We start from the raw sequence: 23,382 nt of genomic DNA on the forward strand, positions 1-23,382 counted from the left end.
CTCGGTGGTTACGATGAGCCAAGAACACTCTCTTATCAAATCGGCCTATTTGGACCCATAGGCGCTGACGTCAGACAATACTTGATTTCCCTACACCGTTTCTTCCAACGATGAGAGTGAACCGACTATTCAACTTCATTTGGAAGTGCTCAAACCCTTTGAAGTTCTGTAGGATCAGGTGGTGAATTTGCATACGGATCCTACCGATTCTATGCGACATTTGGTCCGCTGGCGAGCGGTTGCAGTTGGACCCTATCATTGGCTTGGTGATGCGAGCAACATGAGCTACTTGATCATATTTTGTGGAATTTTTTGACAGGCCACTGATTTCTGTTGTGGGAACGCCCCTATTGGCTCGCTATTCATGCTTTGGTGCGCTTTATAGGCTGCTGAAAAGATCCGACCACCGCCGTTTCGACGCGAAAGTGCGTCACCTTTAGGGCTCTCTCGTCAATCTGATGGAAATCCAGCGCATCGGTGGTGGCGAGCGAGCCGAGCGGCGCCCGCCTGAGGTCTTTTTCAATGGCCTGCTAAGTTCCCACGTGAGCGGATGGAGGGATGCGTCTCCATCCGCCTCCTGCGCACCCCAGTCGGCCTCACCGGCTTCCGCTGTAAACGCTGACAAAATTTGCACCTGCGACCTTGGCCGAGAGGCCGCGATGCTTGTTGTTATTAGTGACCGGTTCGGGGAAGCTGCACCGCAGCGTTGATCCTACTGGCGAACGGCAGGTCTGGGCCGAGAGGGTAGAACAGTACGAGGCCGGAGGGGCCTTGTGACTTGCCCGCTTCAGCAGTTGCGCCGCGGCATCTGGAGATGACGGTCAAATAGCCAGTTATTTACAGGCAAAGTTGGCGCGTGCGCCGATCTCGGTACGCGGCAGCTGAGTAATTTCATACCCGAGGGCAGTGTAGGTCTCGCGCATGACGGCGCGGGTTACTTCAGCCTCGGCGCGGGTCTGTTTGCGCGCCGTGTCCTGCGTAAAGACCTCATTCCAGTAAGGTACCAGAAAGACGCGAAGGTTGTAGCGGGTTATCTTGGCCGCTCCAGCAAGGTGCGGCGGCACTGGGAGACCGCAAAGTGTCAGGTAGCCAAAGATGTCAAGAATGCCCCGGTCGAAAATCACAGGGCCTGAGAGAACTTTTGCGGCGCTGTATGCACGCAGGTCGCGCTCCAGCATTCGTTGGGCATAGGCCATGCGATCCGCTTAGGGGAGGGCGTCTCCTCCGCTCTACATCTCCTCGCGAATGATCGCGCGGCTCGATTCGGGTATTGTGTGAAAGCCGAGGCGGGCAAGCTCGGTGATCAGACTGGTCTTGCCCGCACCGGGACCGCCCGTCACGACGAAGAAATGGTCACTCATGGCCATCCTCGGGTTTGACAATGGGAAGGAGTGACAAGCGATTACCATGCCAAGGGCATGGAACGAAGCAGCATGCATTTTCGTAGGAAAACAGCACCCGTCTACGCGATAGAGGTAAAACCTATGACGATAATGGAGTTACTATTTGGTGCTTTCCCCATGGCCAAAAGTCGGAAGCTATCTGGCAAGTTTCAGCACGTTTCAAAAAAAAGTTTGGTGGAGCATAGCGGGATCGAACCGCTGACCTCCTGCATGCCATGCAGGCGCTCTCCCAGCTGAGCTAATGCCCCATCTCGAACCGTGGTTCAAATGGACCGGTCCGAAGGCCGATGCGCCGTGTACTAGGCGCAAGAACGGGCGGGATCAAGCGAAAAACGCATCACCCGCCCATCGTGTCAATCGTCGTCGTCTGACGCCACATCGGCGATCTCTTCGAGCGGAACAGTATCATCGTCGTCTTCGTCATCGTCCAGCAGATCGTCGTCGAGATCGACGTCGACATCATCGTCATCCACCAGATCCTCGCTGTCGGACTTCTCCGCCGCCTTGGCTTTGGTCGTTGCCGCGTCTTCGGCGTCGGCGGCGATCATGCGGGACTTGGAATTGTCCACCGCAACCACTTCGCCAGTGTATGGGCTAATGATCGGGTCTTTGTTCAGGTCGTAGAAACGCTTGCCCGTGGTGGGGCACAGGCGCTTGGTTCCCCATTCTTCGTTGGGCATGGATTTCCCCTTTGATAATTGGTGTTGTGTCTAGATGATTCAGGGCAATTGCCATATGCAGGGGATGCTGTCAAAGCCTAAAGCCCTCCGCCCCTTCCGCCATGAGCGTTGCATGTCCGACACCCACCTGCCCGGCGATCCGCCCATCCCGCTTGTTCTGAGGCGCTCGGCCCAGGCCAAGCGGATCTCTCTGCGCATCTCGCAACTGGACGGCCGGGTGACGCTGACGCTGCCGAAACGGCTGGCGGAACGCGAGGCGCTCGCGTTCGCGCGGTCCAAGGAGGGTTGGATTCGCAGGCATCTGGACGCGCGGGCGGCGGATGTGGCGGTGGTGCATGGGGCCCGTATTCCGCTGGGCGGACATCTTCTGGAGGTGCGTCAGGGCACGGGCCGTCGGGTGGAGATCACGGCGGACGCAATCCTCGTACCGGGCCCGGTGGAGCGTGTGGGCAAGCGGTTGCTTGCGCATCTCAAGGAGGTCGCGCGGGACCGCCTTGCGGGGGCGTGCGATGACTATGCCGCCGCGCTTGGCCGGCCCTACGCGCGCTTGTCCCTGCGCGATACGCGGTCGCGCTGGGGGTCGTGTACATCCGACGGCGGGCTCATGTTTTCATGGCGGTTGATTCTCGCACCGGCGGATGTGCTTGATTACGTCGCCGCGCATGAGGTGGCCCATCTGGCCGAGATGAATCATTCGCCCGCTTTCTGGGTCCAGGTCGCGCGGATCTATGGCGACCATACCGCGCCGCGCGGATGGTTGCGCGAACACGGCAGCGGGCTGCACCGTTATAAATTTTGATCTGAACCGTGAGGCTTGGTGTGGCGTTGGACAGCCAAAGGAGAAGTCTATGTCCTCGTCCAAATCACACGAAGAAATCTGGGAAGAATGGCGCGATCTGGTCAATATGGCCCCGCAGGAGCTTGAAGACTGGCTGGAGACCGAAGAATCGAAATCCGCTGGCGACAGTGAGAGCGGCGAATCGACCGGCCACAAATCGGGCCGCCGCATCGTGAAGATCAAGCGCACGAACAAGGATGATCTGTCGGACGATCAATGGGACCACATGGCGACCGTCGTCGGCTATATCAAACGCCATCTGTCGCAGGGCGGCCCGGATAGCGGTGTAGAAGAATCCGACTGGCGGTATTCCCTGATGAACTGGGGTCATGATCCGATTGAATGAGGCCGGGGTTGACGGGGATGCAGGTTGTGATCACAAAAGGCCATGAACCTCACACCCCGCCCCGTTGACCCCGCCCCGCTTGCCCATGATCGCGTCTATCGTCAGCTGCGCACGCGGATCATGCACGGTATGCTTCCCCCCGGTCAGGCGCTGACGTTGCGCGGCATCGGCAAGGATTTCGATGTTTCGATGACGCCGGCGCGCGAAGCGGTGCGCAGGCTCGTGGCGGAAGGGGCGGTAACGATGTCGAACTCCGGCCGCATTTCCACGCCCGAGCTGAGCAACGAGCGCATCGAAGAGTTGGCGGCGTTGCGGGCATTGATCGAAGTCGAACTAGCAAGCCGCGCCCTGCCACGCGCGCATCTGGCTCTGATTGAGCGGCTGCAGAATATCAACGTCAAGGTCGGCGAAGCCGTCGCGCAGCGCGATGCGGTCAACTATATTCGCACCAACCTTGAATTTCACCGGACGCTGTATCTGCGCGCCCAAGCGCCCGCGATGCTGGCAATGGCCGAAACTGTCTGGCTTCAGATGGGACCGACAATGCGTGCGCTTTATGGGCGTCTCAGGCGGACCGAGCCGCCGCAGTTTCACCGGCTGATCATCTCGGCGCTGCGTGCGGGGGATGAACCGGGGCTGCGCCTGGCGGTGCGGTCGGACGTGACGCAGGGGTTGCGGATGCTGGCCAGCTGACACCTGCGGCCTTGACCGGTGGGTGCAGTGCGCGCATCGTTCGGCTCATGCGCACGGATTTTCACCATCCAGCAGTTTATTACGACCGCCGAACCTAACGCGCGGACGATTTCCCTTTTCATCAATGATCGTGCCGCCGCCGGGGCGAAGCGCGCGTGTCCGGCGGCCCGCACGCGGAGCCTGACCAAATGCCAGACACAGCCGTTCGCATGATGCGCGACGAAGATATTACCGAAACACTTGGGATGATCCACGCGCTGGCTGCCCATCACGGAGATGTGGCGACCGTGACCGAGCAGGAGCTGCGGCGCGATGCCTTGGGCAACGCGCCCTGGTTCCGCGTATTGGTGGCGGAACAGGCAACGCTTGTGGGGTATGCCGTGCTGTGCTCCCTGACGCAGCTGCAATTTGGCGTTCGGGGCATGGATATGCATCATCTGTTCGTCGTGCCGGCGTCCCGCGGAAGCGGCGTGGGGCGCGCGCTGATCGCGGCGTCCCTGGCGCAGGCAAAGGCGGAGGGGTGTCGCTATGTGACCGTCGGCACGCATCCACAGAACGCGGCGGCCGCACAGGTCTACCGGGCGGCGGGGTTCGAGGATTTACCGCCACCGGGGCCGCGATTCCGCATGAAATGGTAGCTGCCTATGGTGCGTCGAAATTTGCAGCGACGGCGCCAATGAAGGCCGCTTGTTCAGCTGTGTCAGCCACCGGCTGCCCCCGCGCATCGCTGACATGGGCAATCGCGGACGGGCGATGATCCACAGCGCACCGGACCAAGGTCCGGTGATCGCAAACAGTGTGGGGGGCTCAGGCTGCCAGCCCCCGGTCGCCCATATCGAGGTATTTTTCGCGGCGGTCTTTGATCAGCGCCTTGGCATTTTTACCGTCCAGGGATTTGAGCATATCGCCGATCGCGTCGCGTACCGCATTGATCGCCGCCTCGGGGTTGCGGTGCGCGCCGCCCTTCGGCTCGGGTATGATCGTGTCGTTGACGCCAAGCTGTTTGAGGTCCTGGGCTGTGAGCCGCAGGGCTTCGGCGGCCTCGCGCATCTTGTCGGCGTCCTTCCACAGGATTGACGCGCAGCCTTCGGGGCTGATCACGGAATAGACGGAGTGTTCCAGCATCGCGACGCGGTTCGCCGTGGCAAAGGCCACCGCCCCGCCTGAGCCGCCCTCGCCGATGATAACGCTGACGAGCGGAACGCCGATCTGCAGGCATTTCTCGGTGGCGCGTGCGATGGCTTCGGATTGGCCGCGCTCCTCGGCGCCCTTGCCGGGATAGGCGCCGGGGGTGTCGACCAGTGTGATGACCGGCAGTCCGAAACGGTCCGCCAGATCCATAAGGCGCACGGCCTTGCGGTAGCCTTCGGGACGGGCCATGCCGAAATTACGTTCGATCCGCGATTTCGTGTCGTTGCCCTTCTCGTGCCCGATAATGACAACTGCGCGGTCGTTGAACCGGGCCAGACCGCCCATCACGGCCTCATCTTCGGCAAAATTCCGATCCCCTGCAAGGGGTGTGAATTCGGTAAACAGGGCTTCGATGTAGTCGCGGCAATGGGGGCGGTCGGGATGGCGCGCGACCTGGCACTTGCGCCACGGTGTGAGCGATTTATACAAGTCGTCCAGCATCTTTGCGGCTTTGGCATCCAGCGCCTTGGCTTCCTCGCTGACGTCCATCTCGGGGTCGCGCCGGGCCATGGCGCGCAACTCTTCGGCTTTGCCTTCGATCTCCGCGAGGGGTTTCTCGAAATCCATGTAATGTGTCATTGCGCGCTCCGACTGTGACCTTGTGCCCGTATATGCCGTTGATTTGCGGCATTTGCAACGCGGCTCAGAGGTCCAGCACCGGGTAGAGCGACGCGACCAGCAAGCCTGCCATTGTCCAGTTGTACGCACGCAAGCGGCGCGGATTCGTCAAGATGCGCTGAAGCTGCTGGCCCGCCACTGTCCACAGGCTGACGGATGGCAGATTGACCACCGCGAACAGCACGGCGGCAAGCGCAAGCCAGACCACTGCGGCATCACCGACGTAGACGCTGATCGCGGTCAGCGCCATCGCCCAGGCCTTTGGATTAACCCATTGGAACGCGGCGGCTTGAAGAAACGTCATCGGTGATCCTGCTTCGGCGCTTTTCGTGACCGGCGCGGCGTTGGCGATCTTCCAGGCGAGATAGAGCATGTAGAGCACGCTGGCGATCTTCAGAAGGGTATAGATCACCGGATAACGGTCGAAGATCTGGACCAGACCGCTGCCGACGAGGAACAGCATCACCATGAAGCCGACTGAGATACCCAGCATGTGTGGGATCGTACGCACAAAACCAAAGTTCGCTCCAGAGGCCATCAGCATGAGGTTGTTCGGCCCCGGCGTGGCGGAACTGACGAAGGCGAAAAGCGCGAGGCTGAGAATGAGCTGTGCTGTCATTTCGCAATAATTGACTTGATATAGCGGTGAGAGATTGCAAAGTTTGATTGAAGGGTGGGAGTTACGCAACTTATGTCCGGTTTAGATGCAAAATCAGAAGATATATTGCGTGCCCTCTCGCGGGACGGACGGATCAGCAATCTTGAGCTGGCCGACCGGGTGGGGCTGTCGCCCTCCGCCTGCCTGCGCCGGGTGCAGGAGCTTGAACGACGTGGTGTGATCAAGGGGTACCGCGCGGTTCTTGACCGCACGGCGATGGGCAGCGGATTTGTCGCCTATATCGGGGTCGGGCTGAGCAACCATTCCAAAGCCTCACAGGAAGCGTTCGAGCGGGCGATCGCGCGCGCGCCGGAGGTACGCGAATGCCACAACATCACTGGCACCATCGAATATCTGCTAAGGATCGAGTGCGCGGATCTGCCGAGCTACAAGCGGTTTCACACGGACCATTTGGGCGCGCTCCCGCAGGTTGCGTCGATTACGTCTTATGTGGTGATGGGATCACCCAAGGACGAGCGCGCCTGACTGTTTCCGGTTTGGCGACACTGCGCGAATTGAGGCGTAAATGGGACCTAAGTGCGGCATGAAACAGAGTGTTTCCCGAAGAAAACTTGCCGCATTGATGCTTTCGCAACAGCATTGGGAGACAAATGTGTCGAAATCCTGTTTCGAAGGAGGGCGATCATGTCTTTGGTCAATTATACGCTTGCGGGGATGCTGGGCACGCTCGTCGCTGTGTCTATCTATGAGCGGGTTCGGATGTCCGACACGGCGACGCCCGCCGCCGTGTATGCCACGGTCTGATTGACGGTGCGCCCACGGTAACAATGCGAATAGCGGCCTGCGCGCTGACGGGCCGCCTTTTGCCTCGCGGCGCGGTTTCAGCCGTTGATCATCTCGGACTGGCGCACGATTACTTCCGCCTGCTTGATGCTGGCGATGTCGACAAGCCGTCCTTTGTAGACAGTTGCGCCTTCGCCGTTGGCCTTGGCTTGCTCCATTGCAGCGAGGATCTCGCGGGCTTCGGCGACCGCTTCGTCGGAGGGGGTAAACACCTCGTTGGAGATGGCAATCTGCTTGGGGTGGATGGCCCATTTGCCGACCATGCCAAGCGTTGCAGAGCGCCGCGCCTGTGCACGGCACCCCTCGTCGTCTGAGAAATCACCGAAGGGGCCGTCGACGGGCAGGATGCCGTGGGTGCGGCACGCCGCGACGATGGCGGTCTGCGCCCAGTGCCACGGATCGGACCAGTATTTCGCGCCCTCGTGCAGCATGTAATAGTTTTCCTGCGTCCCGCCGATGCCGGTGGTTTGCATGCCCATGGAGGCCGCGAAATCGGCGGCGCCGAGGCTCATCGCTTCGAGCCGTGGAGAAGATGCGGCGATTTCCTCGACATGGGCAATGCCGGCGGCACTTTCGATGATCACTTCCAGCGCGATACGCTTTTTGCGGCCTTTAGCAGCCTCGATCGCCGTGACCAGCGCATCGACGGCGTAGATATCCGCCGCGCAGCCGACCTTTGGAATCATGATCATATCGAGCCGCTCTGAGGCCTGCTCCAGCAGATCGACCACGTCGCGGTACCAGTAGGGCGTGTCGAGGCTGTTGATGCGGACAGAGAGGGTTTTCTTGCCCCAGTCGACGGTGTTGATCGCTTCGATCACGTTCTTGCGCGCGATGTCCTTGTCATTTGGACCGACCGAATCTTCCAGATCGAGGTTGATCACATCGGCCTCGGACACGGCCATCTTGGCGAAAAGCTTTGTGTTCGAGCCGGGGCCGAACAATTGACAGCGATTGGGGCGGGCGGGGGGCGTGGGTTGTAGGCGGAAGCTCATGGGGTCCGGTCCTTCCAAGACATAAAATTGCGTCGAATTACCCTGCCGGATTATAAAATTGCGCGCGTTGCTGCAAGCGGGTTTTGCAGGCGCAGCATCGCGATGTTGCGCAGGATTTGGGCAGGCATAAGGCCAGTTTGCGCGAAACCGTGCACCCAGAAGCGGACTTATTCCCGATATGCGATTGAATTACCGGCCATTTGCATCATCCTGCGCAAAATTGTTGCTATTGCGGAGAATCGCCCAATGATCGAGACACCTTATTTGCTTTTCCTGGGCGACGTGCCTGATCAACTGTCCGCAAAGGTGGCGCAGGGGATCAAGGATTGGCGGCCCGACAATGCCGTCGGGCAGTTCCGCATGCAAAACTGCGGCGCGACCGTTGGCCTGGCGGATATGTCGCTAGAAGAGGCCAAGCAGGCCGGTGCAAAGACCCTTGTGATCGGGGTGGCAAACCGGGGCGGGGTGATCTCCGCGGCCTGGAAAGATGTTCTGGTCGAGGCGTTGCATATGGGGTTTGATCTGGCTTCGGGTCTGCATAACTTGCTGCACAAAGAGGCGGATCTGGTAACGGCGGCGAAGAACAGCGGGTGCAAGCTGCACGATGTGCGCATTCCGACCGTTCAGTATCCGATTGCCACCGGCAAGAAACGCGGCGGCAAGCGGGTGCTTCCCGTGGGCACCGACTGTTCTGTCGGCAAGATGTACACTGCGCTGGCGTTGGACGAGGCGATGCGCGCGCGCGGGATGAAAAGCACGTTTCGGGCCACGGGTCAGACCGGCATCCTGATCACCGGCGCGGGGGTGCCGCTGGATGCCGTGGTTGCGGATTTCATGGCCGGATCCATCGAGTACCTGACGCCCGACAACGATGACGATCACTGGGACATCATCGAAGGCCAGGGAAGCCTGTTTCACATCAGCTATTCCGGTGTCACCCTGGCGCTGATACACGGTGGGCAGCCGGACGCGTTGATCCTGTGCCACGAGCCGACGCGCAGTCATATGCGGGGGTTGCCGGACCACCCCCTGCCTACGATGGAGGCGGTGCGCGACCTGTCGCTGACCCTGGCGCGGGTGGCTAATGCAGGGTGCGAGGTTGTTGGCATTTCGGTCAATACACAGCACATGTCCGAAGAGGCGGCGCGCACTTACATCGACAAGGTCGAACAGGAAATGGGGCTTCCGGCTGTTGATCCGTTCCGGCATGGCGCGGATAAACTTGCCGCCGCGATCGAGGCGCTATGATGCGTTGCGCGACAGGGGGATTTTCGTGAAGATCGACGTTACACGCGACACGTTCCAGCTGGCGCAGGTGTTCACCATCTCGCGCGGATCACGGACGCAGGCACAGGTTCTGACCGTGCGGGCGCACGGGGTCGACATTACCGGGTGGGGCGAATGCGTGCCTTACGCCCGTTATGACGAGACGCTGGACAGCGTGACCGGGCAAATCGCGGGATTGCCCGAAGATCTGAATCGTGCGGCACTGTACGATCTGTTGCCTGCGGGTGCCGCGCGCAATGCGGTTGATTGTGCGCTGTGGGATCTTGAGGCGAAAACCGCCGGCATGCGCGTGTGGGAATTGGCCGGTCTGCGTGCGCCGGGGCCCGAGATCACGGCCTATACGCTGTCGCTCGACACGCCCGAAAAGATGCGTGCGCAGGCGGCGGAACATGCCTTTCGCCCGCTGTTGAAGATCAAGCTGGGTACGCCCGATGACATGCCCCGACTGGAAGCGGTGCGCGCGGGGGCCCCAGACAGCACCATCATCGTCGACGCGAACGAGGGCTGGTCGGCACAGGTTTACGCCGAACTGGCACCTCATCTGGTGCGCCTCGGCGTGGCGCTGGTGGAACAGCCCTTGCCGGCGGAGGATGATGATGCGCTGCTTGGCATGGAGCGGCCGGTTCCCGTGTGCGCCGACGAAAGCTGCCACGACAGGGCCAGCCTCGACGGGTTGAAAGGCAAGTATGACGTCATCAACATCAAGCTCGACAAAACCGGCGGATTGACCGAAGCCCTCGCCCTGCGTACAGCGGCTCTGGAGCAGGGTTTTGACGTGATGGTGGGCTGCATGGTCGGCTCGTCGCTGGCGATGGCGCCTGCGACTTTGGTAGCGCAGGGCGCGCGCGTGGTCGATCTGGACGGCCCGCTGTTGCTGGCCGAGGATCGGCCGGAGCCCTTGATTTTCGACGATAAAGGCGTGCATCCCCCGACAGCGGCGCTGTGGGGATAATGCGGTGAACAAGGATTTGAACATGCGGACAGTTTATGTAAACGGCGAATACCTGCCCGAAAACGAGGCGAAAATTTCAATTTTCGATCGCGGTTTCCTGATGGCGGACGGCGTGTACGAGGTGACGTCGGTGCTGGACGGCAAGCTGATCGATTTTGACGGCCATGCGGTGCGGCTCGCGCGGTCGCTGAGCGAACTGGACATGGCAACGCCCATCAGCCGCGACGATCTGCTGGAGGTGCACCGCGAGCTTGTGACCCGCAACGGCATCGAAGAGGGGCTGATCTATCTCCAGATCACGCGCGGATCGGACGGCGACCGCGATTTTGTGTTCCCGGACCCGGAAACCACGGCACCGACCATTGTTCTGTTTACCCAAAACAAACCCGGCATGATCGACAACCCCGCCGCCAAGCGGGGGGCGAAGATCATCAGCATCGAAGATCAGCGCTGGGGGCGGCGCGACATCAAGACGGTGCAGCTTTTGTATCCGTCGATGGGCAAGATGATGGCAAAGAAGGTGGGCTGCGACGATGCCTGGATGGTCGAGGATGGTTTCGTGACCGAGGGGACGTCGAACAACGCCTATATCGTGCAGGGCAACAAGATCATCACACGGCAACTGGGCCACGAGATCCTGCACGGGATCACCCGAGCCGCCGTTCTGCGGATGGCGCGCGAGGCGCAGATGGAAGTGGAGGAGCGCAGCTTTACCATCGAAGAGGCATGCGCGGCAGACGAGGCGTTTACCACATCGGCCAGCGCGTTCGTGATGCCGGTGGTCGAGATCGACGGAACGGCGCTGGGCGAGGGTGTGCCGGGTCGCGTATCGATGCGGCTGCGCGAGATCTACCTGGACGAGATGCGCAAGGCCGCGATCTGATCATGGCGATCGACCGCACGGCATTGTGCGCCGCTGTCGGGACGCAGATGGGTTGTGCGCCTTGGACCCCTGTGGATCAGGCGCGCATCGACGCCTTTGCGCAGGTCAGCGGCGACCGGCAATTCATTCACACGGATCCAGAGCGCGCTGCGCGCACGCCGTTTGGCGGCACGATTGCGCATGGCATGCTGACGCTTTCGATGGTGTCGGGAATGGCAGCGGTGGTGCTGCCCGATCTGACCGACCAGCGGATGGTAGTGAACTATGGGCTGGATCAGGTCCGGTTCGTCGCACCGGTGCCCTGTGGTGCACGGATTAGAGCAAGGTTCACACTGTCGGACGTCACCCCGCGCGGACGCGGGCATCTGATGGCCCGCTATGACGTGGTGTGCGAGATCGAAGATGCGCCAAGACCCGCGATGACGGCGGTGTGGCTTCTGCTGTATACAGTATAAACCGACCGGCCATCGCTGTACGACAGCCTATTCCTTGCCTACGTTCTCTTCAAAGGCGGTTTTGAATGCTGCCTGCTGGTCATCGTTTGCATCGGTCTGGTACGTCGATTTCCACTCGTCCATCGTCATGCCATAGAACAATTCACGCGCCTCCATTTTGCCGATCTCGATGCCGCGTTCCGCGGCGGCCTCTTGGTACCAGCGCGACAGACAATTCCGGCAAAAGCCGGTAAGGTTCATCATGTCGATGTTCTGCACGTCCGTGCGATCCTGCATCAGGTGCTTTTGAAGGCGACGGAAAGCTGCGGCCTGAAGCTCGATCTCTTGCTGTGTGGGGTGTGTCATGAATTTCCTCTCTGTTCCCTGAATAGATGGGTTTTGTATGATCGTAGGTCAAGAATGACGCGTTGTTACGTTCCTGCAACCATTTGCCGAAAGATTGGGCAGGGAGGCATCGTGCCCTGCTGTCGGTGCATCGGTTCTGGCGTGCCGGCGGACTTGTCGCTATGTCAGGAGTATCATTGAACGAAGGAGTTTTGATATGAAACGCAACCGCAACGTCAAGATTGTCGCGACGCTCGGGCCTGCCTCCGAAACGTTCGAAATGATTGAAAAGCTGCATCTTGCGGGGGCCGATGTGTTTCGTCTCAACATGAGCCACGGCAGCCATCCCGATATCCGCGAAAAGCACCGTCTGATCCGTGAAGTCGAGGAGAAGACAGGCTCGGCCATCGCGATCCTCGCGGATTTGCAGGGGCCCAAACTGCGCGTCGGTGTATTCAAGCGGGGCGAGGAAGAGTTGGAGCAGGGCGCGGCATTCCGGCTTGATCTTGATGAGGCCGAAGGCGACGTGACGCGGGTTTGCCTGCCGCATCGGGAAATTTTCGCCGCTTTGACGGAAGGCGCGAGCCTATTGGTGAACGATGGCAAAATCCGGCTCAGGGTCAGGTCCTGCGGCTCCGATTTTGCTGAATGCGAGGTGATCACGGGCGGGACGATCTCGAACCGCAAGGGCGTCAACGTGCCTGACGTGGTTCTGCCGCTCGCGGCGTTGAGCGAAAAGGACCGCGCCGATCTCGAATTCGCCTGCGATCTGGGCGTGGACTGGCTTGCGCTGAGCTTTGTACAGCGGCCCGAGGATGTGGAAGAGGCCCGCGCATTGGCCAAGGGCCGCGCGGCGATCCTGTCGAAGGTCGAAAAGCCCTCGGCAGTGGACAGTTTTAACGAAATTCTCGATGTCAGCGACGGCATCATGGTCGCACGCGGCGATCTGGGGGTCGAATTACCGGTGCAGGCGGTGCCGCCGATCCAGAAGCGGCTGGTGCGACGCTGCCGCACGGTCGGCAAGCCGGTGATCGTGGCGACGCAGATGCTGGAAAGCATGATCGAAAGCCCGATGCCCACGCGTGCCGAAGTGTCCGACGTGGCGACCGCCATTTACGAGGGCGCGGACGCGATCATGCTGTCGGCGGAATCCGCCGCCGGAAGCTATCCCGTTGAGGCGGTGACGACAATGGACCGCGTCGCGGTGGAGGTGGAGCAGGATCCGACCTATACCCAGATCATCGAAGCAAGCCGCATGGCCGACCGTGCCACCATCGCCGACGCCATCGTCGCCGCCGCGCGCGAGATCGCGGAAACCACGGACGTCAAGGCAATCTGCTGCTTCACGCAATCGGGCAAGACCGCGTTGTTGACGGCACGCGAACGGCCGCGTGTGCCGATCATCGCGCTGACACCGCTCAAACGGACGGCGCGGCGGCTGGCGCTCAGCTGGGGGTGTACCTGCGTGATGACGGGCGAGTTGGACCGCTTCAAGAAAGCGGTGGTAAGTGCGGCACGCGCAGCGCGCGACGTCGGGTTCGCCAGCGAGACCGATTTCGTCGTGGTGATTGCCGGTGTCCCGTTCAACGTACCGGGAAGTACCAACATCCTGCGGGTTGCCCCGTGTGATGAGCGTTTGATTTTCGCGGCCGATCCAGAGTAGCCTTTCCGCGACGTAACTTCAGGAGCGCGTTTATGGACGCAGATCTGTATCTGGTCATCGGTTTGGTCATCGCGGCCTTGTCGGTGCCGTCCATTCTGTCCGCGTTCAGCGACAAGCGCGCGCCGCGTGCCTCGGCGATCACGATCCTGATCGGCGGCGGGTTGATCCTATTTGCCGTTCAGTCCCACCCCGGTGGCTATGCGCTCGCCGAGATACCGGATGTTCTGGTGCGGGTGGCGGCGCGGTTCCTGCCCTGAGGCGAGGCCCCGCGCCGGACGATCAGGCGATCAGATCGCCCAGATCAAAGAGGATGGGTGCGAGGGACGCGTTTTCTTCCTCATCGGTGGGCAGGCGCACCAGGATCTGATCGATCTCGGCCTCGTTGCCGAAGGAGAACATTTGCTGGAAGCCGTCCTCCGTCCGGATGCCGATCCGGTAGTCGCGGCTCTCAAGACCATCCGCCGTAAGCGCGGTGGTGTAGAGCAGTTCGACCGCATCCCGTTCGATCTCATCTCCGTCGAGCACGAGAAAATCGCCCTCGTCGTAATTGTAATCGAGAATACGCATCTGGTCGTTCGAGCGACCGGAGGCATAGAACCGGTCGGCCCCGTCGCCACCCGTGGCGGTATCGCGGCCCAGAGCACCGAAGATAAAATCGTCGCCCGCGCCGCCTTCGATGCTGTCGTCGCCCTGACCGCCGGTCAGGATGTCGTCACCTTCACCGCCGAATATGATGTCGCGTCCGCCACCGGCGAGCACGCTGTCGTTGCCGTCCTGGCCGCTGATCATGTCGGCGTTGCGGGTGCCGAGGATCGTGTCGTTGCCGGCCCCGGCGTCGATCTCGCTGATGTTGTTATTGTAGTAGTAGTAATAGCCGGAATCGTCGTCGTCTAGGAAACTGCCGTCGATATAATCATCGCCGTTTCCGCCGCTGACGGTGGTGGCACCCGCATGTCCGAAGCGGATGATATCGTCGCCCGCGCCGCCGGACAGATCGTCCGAGCCAAATCCACCGTTGATCAGATCATCGCCTTCGCCGCCTGTAATCGTGTCGTCGCGATCGCCGGTCCGGATCGTATCGTCGCCAAGCCCACCGTCAATCACAACACCCGACGACGTTTCTTCGTAATAATACCGCGCCGTGTTCGAGGGCGCCGTTATCTCATCATCACCGTCGCCCCCCGTAATCGTATCGCTGCCACCGCCGCCGGTAATCGTGTCGTTGCCGCCCAGACCGTCGATCAGGTCCCCCAGCGGTCCACCGGCCAGTACGTCGGCCTCCTCCGTCCCGGTGAGGGTGACGCCAAACGGCTCCCCGTCGCGCAGCAGGATCTGTTCGACGCCCGCGATTCCGGTGTTACCGATGCGCGTGTCGAGATCGGCCAATGGTGTGTCGCGCTGATTGATGTCGAGAACGGTGTTCAGTTCGGCGCTGCCGTAGAATGGAGCGAGGCGGGCGCTATAATAGTTGTTTCCGTCGGTGTCGGCCCAGCGGAACACAAGTTCTGAGTCGCCTTCCCCTCTGTCGATGATTTCCAATTGAAATGTCTGGCGCGGACCTTCCGACCAGTTGTAAAACGCCACCTTGTTCCAAGTCACGACGACACTGTCGCGCTCTTCATTGGTGTCGAAATAGACGCCCGCATCCTCGTCCAGCTCGAGCCGGGAACTGGTATCCAGATCCGTACTCATCACGTTGATGCTACCCTGCGCGAAACCCGCCGGCCCGAAAACTTCGAAACGACCATTGGTCAAAAGCTGGACCGAGGCGATCGTGCTGTCGCCAAAGCTCCACCCGTCCTCGAACACATCTGTAATGTCGTAGCGTTCGGAGCTGTTGTCATCGCCCAGAGGCATCCGGGTTTCGCCGAATTCCAGCAGGCTGTTGTCCGTAATGGCGGTGTAGGTGAGTTCGTTTTCCAATGTATTTACCCTTCTGAGGTTGGTTTGAATTTCTTTTAGCGATGATTGGGGTTTGCATGTGAAATGTCGTCGCGCCGACAATCGTTTTACGGGTACTGTAGCGGACCTTGCCCCCCGTTTGTCAACGCAACGGGTGGGCAATTGTGGGGCCAGCGCCGCGCATTCCCGCTTGCCAACCGGCACGCCGCATCCTATACGCCAGCTTCATTCCTGCGCGGCCGGCCATAAGTGGCATGCCGAGTCGCGCGTAAACCGTAGACGACAGGAGACGGAAATGCCCAAGATGAAGACGAAATCGAGCGCCAAGAAGCGCTTCAAGATCTCGGCGACCGGCAAGGTCATCGGGGGTCAGGCCGGCAAACGCCATGGCATGATCAAGCGGAGCAAGAAATTCATCCGTGACGCACGCGGCACGACAGTTCTGTCGGAGCCCGATGCAAAGATCATCAAGGGCTTCATGCCCTACGACCGCTGATAAGGAGAATCCGAGATGTCCCGTACAAAAGGTGGTACAGTCACCCACGCCCGTCACAAGAAGGTCGTCAAGGCAGCCAAAGGTTACTATGGCCGTCGCAAGAATACCTTCAAGGTCGCGCGCCAGGCCGTTGACAAGGCCAACCAATACGCAACCCGTGACCGTAAGACCCGCAAACGGAATTTCCGCGCGCTGTGGATCCAGCGGATCAACGCCGCCGTGCGCATGCACGACGAAGCACTGACATACAGCCGTTTCATCAATGGTCTGACGCTGGCCGGTATCGAAGTAGACCGTAAGGTTCTGGCCGATCTGGCCGTGAACGAACCTGACGCGTTCGGTGCCATTGTGAAATCCGCACAGGACGCACTGGCGGCCTGATTTTTACAGATGTTCGACTGCGAAAGGCCGCCCCAAAGGGCGGCCTTTTTGTTTTGCTGTGTTCAAATAAAAAGGCGGCGCGAAGATGCACGCGCCGCTTTCGTGGTTTGACGTAGATAGCTCGACCCCCGCTTAGCGGGAGGTCCCATTTCCCTGAATGCTCAGCGCAGACGCCATGCCGGGTGCTTTGGATTCGCCGCCCAGTTTGTCACGTACGGATTTTTCAATCCGGTCACCGATGTCGCTGTCGATGTTGCGCCAATATTCAAACGCCCGCTTGAGGACCTTTTCGCTGACACCATCGCACAGGTGGCCGGTGACGTTCCCGACGAGACGCTCACGTTCGGCATCGTCCATGACATCACGCACCAGAATACCGGCCTGCGTCCAGTCGTCATCGTCCTCGCGCAGGGTGTATGCCGCGCGGACCATGTCGCCATCCGAATGCCAAAGTCCAGCTTCGGCACCGGGGGTGGGGTGTGCCGCAGGACCCCCATACGAATTCGGAGCATAGACCGGATCGCTGATCTTTTCCGTGCGCAGCGCGCCGTCCTTGGTATAGGAGTGTACCGGTGACTGCGGCTTGTTCACCGGAATTTGCTTGTAGTTCACGCCAAGCCGGGCCCGGTGCGCATCCGAATAGGAAAATCCACGCGCGAGCAGCATTTTGTCGGGCGACAGACCAACGCCAGGCACCATATTGTTGGGCTCAAAGGCGGCCTGTTCAATCTCTGTGTGGAAATCAGTAGGATTGCGGTCCAGTACAAGTTTACCCACTTCGATCAACGGATAATCGTCGTGTGGCCAGATCTTGGTCAGATCGAACGGGTTGATCCGGTAGGTCTTGGCCTCTTCATAAGGCATGATCTGCCATTTCAGCGTCCAACTCGGGTAATTACCATCCTGAATGTTGTTGAACAGATCGCGGCGGTGATAGTCGCCATCGGCCCCCGCAAGTTTGTCGGCCTCTTCCTGCGTCAGGTGCGCATTCCCATCGCCCAGATCCGTGTGGAAGTGAAACTTGACCCAGAACTTTTCGCCCGCCTCGTTGACCAGCGAATAGGTGTGGCTGGAATAGCCGTTCATCTCGCGCCAGGTTTTCGGAATCCCGCGATCCCCCATCAAATAGGCGACCTGATGCGCGCTTTCGGGTGACAGGGTCCAGAAGTCCCACTGCATGTCATGATCGCGCATGTTGTTGTCCGCACGTCGTTTCTGACTGCGGATGAATTGCTGAAACTTGATCGGGTCGCGGACAAAGAACACCGGCGTGTTGTTGCCCACCATGTCAAAGATGCCTTCTTCCGTGTACATCTTGATCGAAAACCCGCGCGGGTCGCGCCATGTGTCGGGGCTGCCGCGTTCACCCGCAACGGTCGAGAACCGCATTACCGTGTCTGTACGGGCACCGGGCTGAAACACTTTGGCCTTGGTATATTTCGAAACATCCTGGGTAACTTCGAAATACCCAAAGGCGCCGGAGCCTTTGGCGTGCGGCTGGCGTTCCGGGATCCGCTCACGGTTGAAATTCGCCATCTGCTCAAGCAGATAATGATCGTGAAGTACGATCGGCCCGTCAGGCCCGACCGTGAGCGAATGTTCATCACTTTGCACGGGGATGCCGGCGTCAGTGGTGGTCGGCGGTACAGGTTTCTCGTCAGACATAGGTACTTCTCATTTTTGGTTGAATTTACGGCTCAACGGGCCAGGTGCTCAGAAGGTTCCCCGTTTTCCACGCCGATGCGCTGTCTTGCAATCGTGTGAACCTGCCGGTAGCAGGAAGAAAACCTGTCGGAGCTGTCATGGAAGACCTTCAAAAGAAATATCTCGACCTGATTGCAGGGGCAGCGGACGAGTCCACCCTGGAGGATTTGCGTCTCCAAGCCGTCGGCAAGAAAGGCGAAATCAGCCTGAAGATGCGCGAACTGGGTAGAATGTCGCCCGAAGAGCGTCAGATCGCCGGTCCTGCGCTGAATGCGCTCAAGGATGAGATCAACAGCGCATTGGCGGCGAAAAAGGCAGCCTTGGGTGATGCGGCGCTGGATGAACGTCTGCGCTCTGAATGGCTGGACGTGACATTGCCGGGTCGCTTACGCCCGATGGGCACGATCCATCCCGTGTCTCAGGTCACCGAAGAACTGACCGCGATTTTCGCCGAGATGGGATTTTCGGTGGCCGAGGGGCCGCGCATCGACACCGACTGGTACAACTTCGATGCGCTCAACATCCCCGGTCACCATCCCGCGCGCGCCGAGATGGATACGTTCTATATGGCGCGTGCGGAAGGTGACAGCCGCCCGCCGCACGTGCTGCGCACCCATACAAGCCCGGTACAGATCCGCACGATGGAAGCCGAGGGCGCGCCGCTGCGGATCATCTGTCCCGGCGGTGTCTACCGCGCCGATTACGACCAGACCCATACGCCGATGTTCCATCAGGTCGAAGGGCTGGCGATTGACAAAAACATCTCCATGGCGAACCTGAAATGGACGCTGGAGGAGTTCTTCTCGGCGTTCTTCGAGATCGACAGCATCAAGACCCGCTTTCGCGCGTCGCACTTCCCCTTCACCGAGCCTTCGGCGGAAGTCGACATCCAGTGCTCATGGGTCGACGGCCAGTTGCGCATCGGCGAAGGCGACGGCTGGATGGAAGTCCTTGGCTCCGGCATGGTGCACCCCAAGGTGCTGGCGGCGGGCGGGATCGACCCGGACGTCTGGCAGGGCTTTGCCTTTGGCATGGGAATCGACCGGATCGCGATGTTGAAATACGGCATCCCCGATTTGCGTGCGTTCTTTGATTCAGACCTGCGCTGGCTGCGGCACTATGGGTTTGCTTCGCTGGATCAGCCGAATTTGCATGGTGGGTTGAGTAGGTGATCGACCTAACCAGTCCAGAGGTCGTTGCGGCATTTATCGTCGTCATATTTACTGCAATTGGCTATCAGTTTCAGCGATATTTCGACCGAGTAGACGCACGCCGCACCAGAGCGGCAAGCGCATCAGAAGAAGTACTTGAAGCCATTGCTGTGTTGGCTTCGGCTCATCTTAAAAATACCGGAATGCAGGAAGCTCAGACACAATATGCTGTATCACGGATGAAGTTCTCTTCGATCGCCAATGATGAGGTGGCTCGACGTCTGGGAGAGTTGGACAAACATTTTTCAGGCGGGCATCTTTCAGACCCCTCCACGATCAATGAGTGTATTTCTGAACTTATCTTAGAGATACGCAAGCAGACTATGGGAAAGACCGGTCTTTCAAATTCGGAAGTACTTGCGTTGACCCCATTTAAGGAAATTAAGGGCAATTTGAAATGAAGTTCACTCTTTCCTGGCTCAAGGATCACCTCGATACCACCGCCTCCGTAGACGAGATCACCTATGCCCTGACCGACCTTGGCCTTGAGGTTGAGGGGGTCGAGGATCGTGGGGCGAAGCTGCGTGACTTTACCATCGGCTATGTCAAATCGGCGGAAAAGCATCCCGATGCGGACCGGCTCAAGGTGTGTCAGGTCGAGACGGACGAGGGGCTGCAACAGATCATCTGTGGTGCGCCCAATGCGCGGGAGGGGATTACTGTCGTGATCGCCAAACCCGGCGTTTACGTGCCCGGCATCGACACCACCATCGGCGTGGGCAAAATCCGAGGGATCGAGAGTTTCGGCATGATGGCTTCCGAGCGGGAGCTGGAACTGTCCGAGGAGCATGACGGGATTATCGAGCTGCCCTCGGGCAATGTCGGTGACAGCTTTGCCGACTGGCTGGCCGAGAACGACCCTGCCAAGGTCGATCCTGTGATCGAAATCGCGATCACGCCGAACCGCCCCGATGCGCTGGGCGTGCGCGGCATCGCGCGCGATCTGGCCGCGCGGGGGCTGGGCAAGCTGAAAAAGCGCGATTGCGATGCGGTGGAAGGGTCTTTTGCCTGCCCTGTGTCCGTGACCATCGACGAAGATACGCTTGAGCAATGCCCGGTGTTCTATGGCCGCGTGATCCGGGGCGTCAGAAACGGCCCGTCGCCGCAGTGGTTGCAGGATCTGTTGCGCGCCATCGGCCTGCGTCCGATCAGCTTCTTGGTGGATGTGACGAATTTCTTCACGTTCGACCGCAACCGGCCCTTGCATGTCTTCGACGCCGACAGGATCGCAGGCAATGCATTGCGCGTACACCGCGCGGCGGGCGGCGAGACGTTGGAGGCGCTGGACGACAAAACCTACACCCTGTCCGAAGGGATGACCGTCATTTCCGATAGCCAAGGTGTCGAAAGCCTTGCCGGTGTGATCGGCGGCGCACCGACGGGTGTGACCGACGAGACGGTCAACGTCTTCATCGAGTCGGCCTATTTCGATCCGGTGCGCACCGCCTACACGGGCCGCGCGCTAAAGATCAATTCGGACGCGCGCTATCGCTTCGAGCGGGGGATCGACCCGGAATGGACGCCCTACGGCATCGAACACGTGACGCGGATGATCCTCGATCACGCGGGCGGGGACGCCTCCGAAGTGGTGGTGGCGGGCAAGGTGCCGAACATCGCGCGGGCCTACAAGCTGGACACCAAGCGGGTGATTTCACTGGTGGGGATGGAGATCCCGGAGAGCGAGCAGCGCCAGACGCTGACCGCGCTGGGCTTTCGTCTCGAAGGGGACATGGCCCATGTGCCAAGCTGGCGGCCGGATGTGCAAGGTGAGGCCGATCTGGTCGAAGAGGTCGCGCGCATCGCGTCGTTGACCAAGCTTGAGGGCCGTCCGCTGCCGCGCCTGAGCACCGGCGTGCCCCGGCCTGTTCTTTCCCCCGCGCAGAAACGTGAAACCGCGGCGCGTCGGATGGCGGCGGCGTTGGGCTACCATGAATGCGTGAGCTACAGCTTTATTGATCAGAAAAGCGCGGCGCTGTTCGGTGGCGGAACCGATGCCACGCAGCTTGAAAACCCGATCAGCACCGATATGAGCCATATGCGCCCTGCGCTGTTACCCGGTCTATTGCAGGCAGCGGCCCGCAATCAAGCGCGCGGTTTTGCCGACATGGCGCTGTTCGAGGTGGGGCCCGCGTTTCACGGCGGCGAGCCCGGCGAGCAGCATATGTTGGTCAGTGGATTGTTGGTTGGTCGCACCGGTCCCAAGGATGTTCTGGGGGCCGCGCGCGACGTCGATGTCTTTGACGTCAAAGCCGATGCCGAGGCCATTCTGGCCGCCATTGGCGCGCCTGCAAAGGTGCAGATCCTGCGCGGGGCTGCCGAGTGGTGGCATCCGGGACGGCATGGTATGATTTGCCTTGGTCCCAAGAAAGTGCTTGGCGTTTTCGGGGAATTGCACCCGAAAGTGTTGGCACAGATGGACGTGAAAGGGCCTGCGATGGCCTTTACCCTGTGGCCTGGCGAGGTGCCTTTGCCACGCAAATCCGGCGCCACGCGCCCGGCGCTCAAAACAAGTGATCTGCAAGCGGTCGAGCGCGATTTCGCATTTGTCGTCGATGCGCATGTCGAGGCGCTGACGCTGGTGAACGCGGCGATGGGGGCGGACAAGACGCTGATCGAAGACGTTCGAGTATTTGACGAATTCATCGGTGGCAGCCTTGGCGAGGGCAAGAAGTCACTTGCCCTTACGGTCCGGTTGCAGCCGGTAGGCCAAACGCTGAAAGATGCGGAGATCGAGGGTGTCGCGGCCAAGGTGGTCCAGAAAGTAACCAAGGCGACGGGCGGTACATTGCGCGGCTAAAGCCACGCTGCCGCGCCGCGCCGACATGGAGGAATGGCGATGTTGAATGTATACCTGTCCGGCGAGATCCATACCGACTGGCGCGAGCAAATCATCGAGGGCGCGGGCGGGCTCGATCTGAGTTTCACCGGTCCCGTGACGAATCACGCGGCCAGCGACGATTGCGGTGTGTTGATCCTCGGGACGGAGCCCGACAAGTTCTGGCACGACCGGAAAGGCGCGCAGATCAACGCGATCCGGACCCGCAAGGGGATCGAGGATGCCGACGTGGTGGTGGTGCGTTTCGGCGACCAGTACAAACAGTGGAACGCCGCTTTCGATGCCGGTTATGCAGCGGCGCTGGGCAAATCGCTGATCATTCTGCACGGGCCGGACCACGCCCATGCGCTGAAGGAAGTGGATGCCGCTGCGCTTGCCGTCGCATCTGAGCCGGCGCAAGTTGTCGCGATCCTGCGTTACGTTTTGACCGGCGCGCCGGACTGACGCCGGATACGGCGTGCGGTGCGTTGCGGATCGAAACTCCGTTCGGTCTTGGTCTAACTCCACGCTTCCCAAAATGCAGTATTATGCTAAGGACGCGGCACTGACGGGCAAATTCGCATTACATCGTCGTAGAATGGGACTGGGAACAAAATGATTAACGAATTTAAGGATTTTATCGCCAAGGGCAATGTGATGGACCTCGCGGTCGGTATCATCATCGGCGCGGCTTTCACGGCGATCGTGAGCAGCCTTGTGGGCGATCTGATCAATCCGATCATCGGTCTGATACTGGGCGGCGTTGATTTCACGAGCATGTATGTCGTTCTGTCGGGCGACGTCCCGGCAAACTCAGGGTTGGAGGCCGCGCGCGAAACCGGTGCGGCGATCTTTGCCTACGGCGCGTTCATCACCGCTGTAATCAACTTTCTGATCATCGCGTTCGTGGTCTTCATGCTGGTCAAGCTGGTAAACCGGATCAAGTCCGCGGCGGAAAAGCCGGATGATGTCGCGCCAACTGTCGAAACAGGGCCAAGCCAGTTGGACGTGCTTCTGGAAATCCGCGATTCGCTCGCGAAACGCTGACCTTCCGGACCGAATTGGAGAAAGAGGCCGCAGCGG

Annotated in this window: 26 protein-coding genes, 1 tRNA gene and 1 pseudogene; 18 read left to right on the forward strand and 10 right to left on the reverse strand. The window is 60.1% G+C overall.

The features are described from left to right. Nucleotides 1–70: 70 nt before the first annotated feature. The 4 genes and pseudogenes from Q1A06_RS21090 to Q1A06_RS16330 all read right to left on the reverse strand — a co-directional run bounded on the left by Q1A06_RS21090 (nucleotide 71) and on the right by Q1A06_RS16330 (nucleotide 2,083). Entirely contained in the window at nucleotides 71–259 is a 189-nt protein-coding gene (locus tag Q1A06_RS21090) for an AAA family ATPase (RefSeq protein ID WP_366523539.1), read from the reverse strand. 574 nt (nucleotides 260–833) lie between these two features. Then, nucleotides 834–1,439: pseudogene (locus Q1A06_RS16320) on the reverse strand (AAA family ATPase). Between the two features lie 136 nt (nucleotides 1,440–1,575). After that, nucleotides 1,576–1,651, reverse strand: a tRNA-Ala gene (locus tag Q1A06_RS16325). 105 nt (nucleotides 1,652–1,756) lie between these two features. After that, nucleotides 1,757–2,083, reverse strand: a complete 327-nt coding sequence (locus tag Q1A06_RS16330) for a TIGR02300 family protein (RefSeq protein ID WP_299566094.1) — start codon at nucleotides 2,081–2,083, stop codon at nucleotides 1,757–1,759. A gap of 112 nt (nucleotides 2,084–2,195) precedes the next feature. On the opposite strand from Q1A06_RS16330, the gene Q1A06_RS16335 reads away from it, so the two are divergent. From Q1A06_RS16335 to Q1A06_RS16350, 4 genes are all read left to right on the forward strand, one after another. Beyond that, the gene (locus Q1A06_RS16335) at nucleotides 2,196–2,882 is read left to right on the forward strand and encodes a SprT family zinc-dependent metalloprotease (RefSeq protein WP_299566097.1); all 687 of its coding nucleotides are present in this window, start codon (nucleotides 2,196–2,198) and stop codon (nucleotides 2,880–2,882) included. A gap of 49 nt (nucleotides 2,883–2,931) precedes the next feature. Next, a complete protein-coding gene (locus Q1A06_RS16340; protein ID WP_299566099.1) occupies nucleotides 2,932–3,267 on the forward strand; it encodes a DUF3140 domain-containing protein in 336 nt (111 codons plus the stop codon). A 42-nt stretch (nucleotides 3,268–3,309) separates the two neighbouring features. Continuing rightward, nucleotides 3,310–3,960, forward strand: a complete 651-nt coding sequence (locus tag Q1A06_RS16345) for a GntR family transcriptional regulator (RefSeq protein WP_299566102.1) — start codon at nucleotides 3,310–3,312, stop codon at nucleotides 3,958–3,960. A gap of 188 nt (nucleotides 3,961–4,148) precedes the next feature. Further along, nucleotides 4,149–4,598 carry a GNAT family N-acetyltransferase gene (locus tag Q1A06_RS16350; protein WP_299566105.1) on the forward strand — a complete coding sequence of 150 codons (450 nt, stop codon included), beginning with the start codon at nucleotides 4,149–4,151 and terminating at the stop codon, nucleotides 4,596–4,598. A 169-nt stretch (nucleotides 4,599–4,767) separates the two neighbouring features. Here the strand turns inward: Q1A06_RS16350 and Q1A06_RS16355 are convergent, their stop codons facing one another. Both Q1A06_RS16355 and Q1A06_RS16360 read right to left on the reverse strand, forming a co-directional pair. Further along, nucleotides 4,768–5,730, reverse strand: coding sequence for an acetyl-CoA carboxylase carboxyltransferase subunit alpha (locus Q1A06_RS16355; protein WP_299566107.1), 963 nt, complete (start codon nucleotides 5,728–5,730; stop codon nucleotides 4,768–4,770). A 64-nt stretch (nucleotides 5,731–5,794) separates the two neighbouring features. Continuing rightward, entirely contained in the window at nucleotides 5,795–6,388 is a 594-nt protein-coding gene (locus Q1A06_RS16360; protein WP_299566110.1) for a LysE family translocator, read from the reverse strand. Between the two features lie 72 nt (nucleotides 6,389–6,460). Between Q1A06_RS16360 and Q1A06_RS16365 the strand changes: the two genes are divergently transcribed. Further along, nucleotides 6,461–6,913, forward strand: a complete 453-nt coding sequence (locus tag Q1A06_RS16365) for an Lrp/AsnC family transcriptional regulator (protein WP_299566113.1) — start codon at nucleotides 6,461–6,463, stop codon at nucleotides 6,911–6,913. A gap of 356 nt (nucleotides 6,914–7,269) precedes the next feature. On the opposite strand, the gene Q1A06_RS16370 is transcribed toward Q1A06_RS16365, so the two are convergent. Next, nucleotides 7,270–8,226, reverse strand: a complete 957-nt coding sequence (locus Q1A06_RS16370; protein ID WP_299566116.1) for an L-malyl-CoA/beta-methylmalyl-CoA lyase — start codon at nucleotides 8,224–8,226, stop codon at nucleotides 7,270–7,272. 246 nt (nucleotides 8,227–8,472) lie between these two features. Between Q1A06_RS16370 and dgcN the strand changes: the two genes are divergently transcribed. From dgcN to Q1A06_RS16390, 4 genes are read left to right on the forward strand one after another with little or no spacing between them, the layout of a single operon-like run. Beyond that, nucleotides 8,473–9,474: an N-acetyltransferase DgcN gene (gene dgcN / locus Q1A06_RS16375; protein ID WP_299566119.1), complete on the forward strand. Its 1,002-nt coding sequence runs from the start codon at nucleotides 8,473–8,475 to the stop codon at nucleotides 9,472–9,474. A 25-nt stretch (nucleotides 9,475–9,499) separates the two neighbouring features. After that, a complete protein-coding gene (gene dgcA / locus Q1A06_RS16380; RefSeq protein ID WP_299566122.1) occupies nucleotides 9,500–10,465 on the forward strand; it encodes an N-acetyl-D-Glu racemase DgcA in 966 nt (321 codons plus the stop codon). Nucleotides 10,466–10,487: 22 nt separating this feature from the next. Then, nucleotides 10,488–11,348, forward strand: coding sequence for a D-amino-acid transaminase (locus tag Q1A06_RS16385; protein WP_299566125.1), 861 nt, complete (start codon nucleotides 10,488–10,490; stop codon nucleotides 11,346–11,348). Nucleotides 11,349–11,350: 2 nt separating this feature from the next. Beyond that, nucleotides 11,351–11,803, forward strand: a complete 453-nt coding sequence (locus Q1A06_RS16390) for a MaoC family dehydratase (RefSeq protein WP_299566128.1) — start codon at nucleotides 11,351–11,353, stop codon at nucleotides 11,801–11,803. 27 nt (nucleotides 11,804–11,830) lie between these two features. Here the strand turns inward: Q1A06_RS16390 and Q1A06_RS16395 are convergent, their stop codons facing one another. Continuing rightward, nucleotides 11,831–12,148: a DUF1244 domain-containing protein gene (locus tag Q1A06_RS16395; RefSeq protein WP_299566131.1), complete on the reverse strand. Its 318-nt coding sequence runs from the start codon at nucleotides 12,146–12,148 to the stop codon at nucleotides 11,831–11,833. A 196-nt stretch (nucleotides 12,149–12,344) separates the two neighbouring features. Here Q1A06_RS16395 and pyk point away from each other — a divergent pair, with 196 nt between their 5' ends. After that, nucleotides 12,345–13,790, forward strand: coding sequence for a pyruvate kinase (gene pyk, locus Q1A06_RS16400; RefSeq protein WP_299566133.1), 1,446 nt, complete (start codon nucleotides 12,345–12,347; stop codon nucleotides 13,788–13,790). A gap of 32 nt (nucleotides 13,791–13,822) precedes the next feature. Then, a complete protein-coding gene (locus Q1A06_RS16405; protein WP_299566136.1) occupies nucleotides 13,823–14,047 on the forward strand; it encodes a hypothetical protein in 225 nt (74 codons plus the stop codon). A gap of 22 nt (nucleotides 14,048–14,069) precedes the next feature. Here Q1A06_RS16405 and Q1A06_RS16410 read toward each other — a convergent pair whose 3' ends face one another. Then, nucleotides 14,070–15,713, reverse strand: coding sequence for a calcium-binding protein (locus tag Q1A06_RS16410; RefSeq protein ID WP_299566139.1), 1,644 nt, complete (start codon nucleotides 15,711–15,713; stop codon nucleotides 14,070–14,072). 274 nt (nucleotides 15,714–15,987) lie between these two features. Here Q1A06_RS16410 and rpmI point away from each other — a divergent pair, with 274 nt between their 5' ends. Next, on the forward strand, nucleotides 15,988–16,188 hold the full coding sequence (gene rpmI, locus Q1A06_RS16415; RefSeq protein WP_212704060.1) for a 50S ribosomal protein L35: 201 nt from the start codon (nucleotides 15,988–15,990) through the stop codon (nucleotides 16,186–16,188). A gap of 15 nt (nucleotides 16,189–16,203) precedes the next feature. Next, nucleotides 16,204–16,569 carry a 50S ribosomal protein L20 gene (gene rplT / locus Q1A06_RS16420; protein ID WP_299566146.1) on the forward strand — a complete coding sequence of 122 codons (366 nt, stop codon included), beginning with the start codon at nucleotides 16,204–16,206 and terminating at the stop codon, nucleotides 16,567–16,569. Nucleotides 16,570–16,701: 132 nt separating this feature from the next. Here the strand turns inward: rplT and Q1A06_RS16425 are convergent, their stop codons facing one another. Next, nucleotides 16,702–18,234, reverse strand: a complete 1,533-nt coding sequence (locus tag Q1A06_RS16425) for a catalase (RefSeq protein ID WP_299566149.1) — start codon at nucleotides 18,232–18,234, stop codon at nucleotides 16,702–16,704. Between the two features lie 137 nt (nucleotides 18,235–18,371). On the opposite strand from Q1A06_RS16425, the gene pheS reads away from it, so the two are divergent. From pheS to mscL, 5 genes are all read left to right on the forward strand, one after another. Further along, nucleotides 18,372–19,445: a phenylalanine--tRNA ligase subunit alpha gene (gene pheS, locus Q1A06_RS16430; RefSeq protein WP_299566152.1), complete on the forward strand. Its 1,074-nt coding sequence runs from the start codon at nucleotides 18,372–18,374 to the stop codon at nucleotides 19,443–19,445. Further along, on the forward strand, nucleotides 19,442–19,885 hold the full coding sequence (locus Q1A06_RS16435; protein WP_299566155.1) for a hypothetical protein: 444 nt from the start codon (nucleotides 19,442–19,444) through the stop codon (nucleotides 19,883–19,885). The genes pheS and Q1A06_RS16435 overlap by 4 nt, the downstream gene beginning before the upstream one ends. After that, a complete protein-coding gene (gene pheT / locus Q1A06_RS16440) occupies nucleotides 19,882–22,281 on the forward strand; it encodes a phenylalanine--tRNA ligase subunit beta (RefSeq protein WP_299566158.1) in 2,400 nt (799 codons plus the stop codon). Before Q1A06_RS16435 ends, pheT begins: the two co-directional genes overlap by 4 nt. A gap of 39 nt (nucleotides 22,282–22,320) precedes the next feature. Then, on the forward strand, nucleotides 22,321–22,764 hold the full coding sequence (locus tag Q1A06_RS16445) for a YtoQ family protein (RefSeq protein WP_299566161.1): 444 nt from the start codon (nucleotides 22,321–22,323) through the stop codon (nucleotides 22,762–22,764). A gap of 150 nt (nucleotides 22,765–22,914) precedes the next feature. Continuing rightward, nucleotides 22,915–23,346, forward strand: coding sequence for a large conductance mechanosensitive channel protein MscL (mscL, locus tag Q1A06_RS16450; protein WP_299566164.1), 432 nt, complete (start codon nucleotides 22,915–22,917; stop codon nucleotides 23,344–23,346). The last annotated feature ends 36 nt before the right edge of the window (nucleotides 23,347–23,382 follow it).

Origin of the sequence: uncultured Sulfitobacter sp. (genome assembly GCF_947497275.1) — a bacterium.
Taxonomy (GTDB): Bacteria; Pseudomonadota; Alphaproteobacteria; order Rhodobacterales; family Rhodobacteraceae; genus Sulfitobacter.

Bases quoted from the DNA above. Each gene is read 5' to 3' on its own strand.
- Q1A06_RS21090 (WP_366523539.1), bottom strand. From the start codon at position 259: ATGATAGGGTCCAACTGCAACCGCTCGCCAGCGGACCAAATGTCGCAT.
- Q1A06_RS16330 (WP_299566094.1), bottom strand. From the start codon at position 2,083: ATGCCCAACGAAGAATGGGGAACCAAGCGCCTGTGCCCCACCACGGGC.
- Q1A06_RS16335 (WP_299566097.1), top strand. From the start codon at position 2,196: ATGTCCGACACCCACCTGCCCGGCGATCCGCCCATCCCGCTTGTTCTG.
- Q1A06_RS16340 (WP_299566099.1), top strand. From the start codon at position 2,932: ATGTCCTCGTCCAAATCACACGAAGAAATCTGGGAAGAATGGCGCGAT.
- Q1A06_RS16345 (WP_299566102.1), top strand. From the start codon at position 3,310: ATGAACCTCACACCCCGCCCCGTTGACCCCGCCCCGCTTGCCCATGAT.
- Q1A06_RS16350 (WP_299566105.1), top strand. From the start codon at position 4,149: ATGCCAGACACAGCCGTTCGCATGATGCGCGACGAAGATATTACCGAA.
- Q1A06_RS16355 (WP_299566107.1), bottom strand. From the start codon at position 5,730: ATGACACATTACATGGATTTCGAGAAACCCCTCGCGGAGATCGAAGGC.
- Q1A06_RS16360 (WP_299566110.1), bottom strand. From the start codon at position 6,388: ATGACAGCACAGCTCATTCTCAGCCTCGCGCTTTTCGCCTTCGTCAGT.
- Q1A06_RS16365 (WP_299566113.1), top strand. From the start codon at position 6,461: ATGTCCGGTTTAGATGCAAAATCAGAAGATATATTGCGTGCCCTCTCG.
- Q1A06_RS16370 (WP_299566116.1), bottom strand. From the start codon at position 8,226: ATGAGCTTCCGCCTACAACCCACGCCCCCCGCCCGCCCCAATCGCTGT.
- dgcN (WP_299566119.1), top strand. From the start codon at position 8,473: ATGATCGAGACACCTTATTTGCTTTTCCTGGGCGACGTGCCTGATCAA.
- Q1A06_RS16385 (WP_299566125.1), top strand. From the start codon at position 10,488: ATGCGGACAGTTTATGTAAACGGCGAATACCTGCCCGAAAACGAGGCG.
- Q1A06_RS16390 (WP_299566128.1), top strand. From the start codon at position 11,351: ATGGCGATCGACCGCACGGCATTGTGCGCCGCTGTCGGGACGCAGATG.
- Q1A06_RS16395 (WP_299566131.1), bottom strand. From the start codon at position 12,148: ATGACACACCCCACACAGCAAGAGATCGAGCTTCAGGCCGCAGCTTTC.
- pyk (WP_299566133.1), top strand. From the start codon at position 12,345: ATGAAACGCAACCGCAACGTCAAGATTGTCGCGACGCTCGGGCCTGCC.
- Q1A06_RS16405 (WP_299566136.1), top strand. From the start codon at position 13,823: ATGGACGCAGATCTGTATCTGGTCATCGGTTTGGTCATCGCGGCCTTG.
- rpmI (WP_212704060.1), top strand. From the start codon at position 15,988: ATGCCCAAGATGAAGACGAAATCGAGCGCCAAGAAGCGCTTCAAGATC.
- rplT (WP_299566146.1), top strand. From the start codon at position 16,204: ATGTCCCGTACAAAAGGTGGTACAGTCACCCACGCCCGTCACAAGAAG.
- Q1A06_RS16425 (WP_299566149.1), bottom strand. From the start codon at position 18,234: ATGTCTGACGAGAAACCTGTACCGCCGACCACCACTGACGCCGGCATC.
- pheS (WP_299566152.1), top strand. From the start codon at position 18,372: ATGGAAGACCTTCAAAAGAAATATCTCGACCTGATTGCAGGGGCAGCG.
- pheT (WP_299566158.1), top strand. From the start codon at position 19,882: ATGAAGTTCACTCTTTCCTGGCTCAAGGATCACCTCGATACCACCGCC.
- Q1A06_RS16445 (WP_299566161.1), top strand. From the start codon at position 22,321: ATGTTGAATGTATACCTGTCCGGCGAGATCCATACCGACTGGCGCGAG.
- mscL (WP_299566164.1), top strand. From the start codon at position 22,915: ATGATTAACGAATTTAAGGATTTTATCGCCAAGGGCAATGTGATGGAC.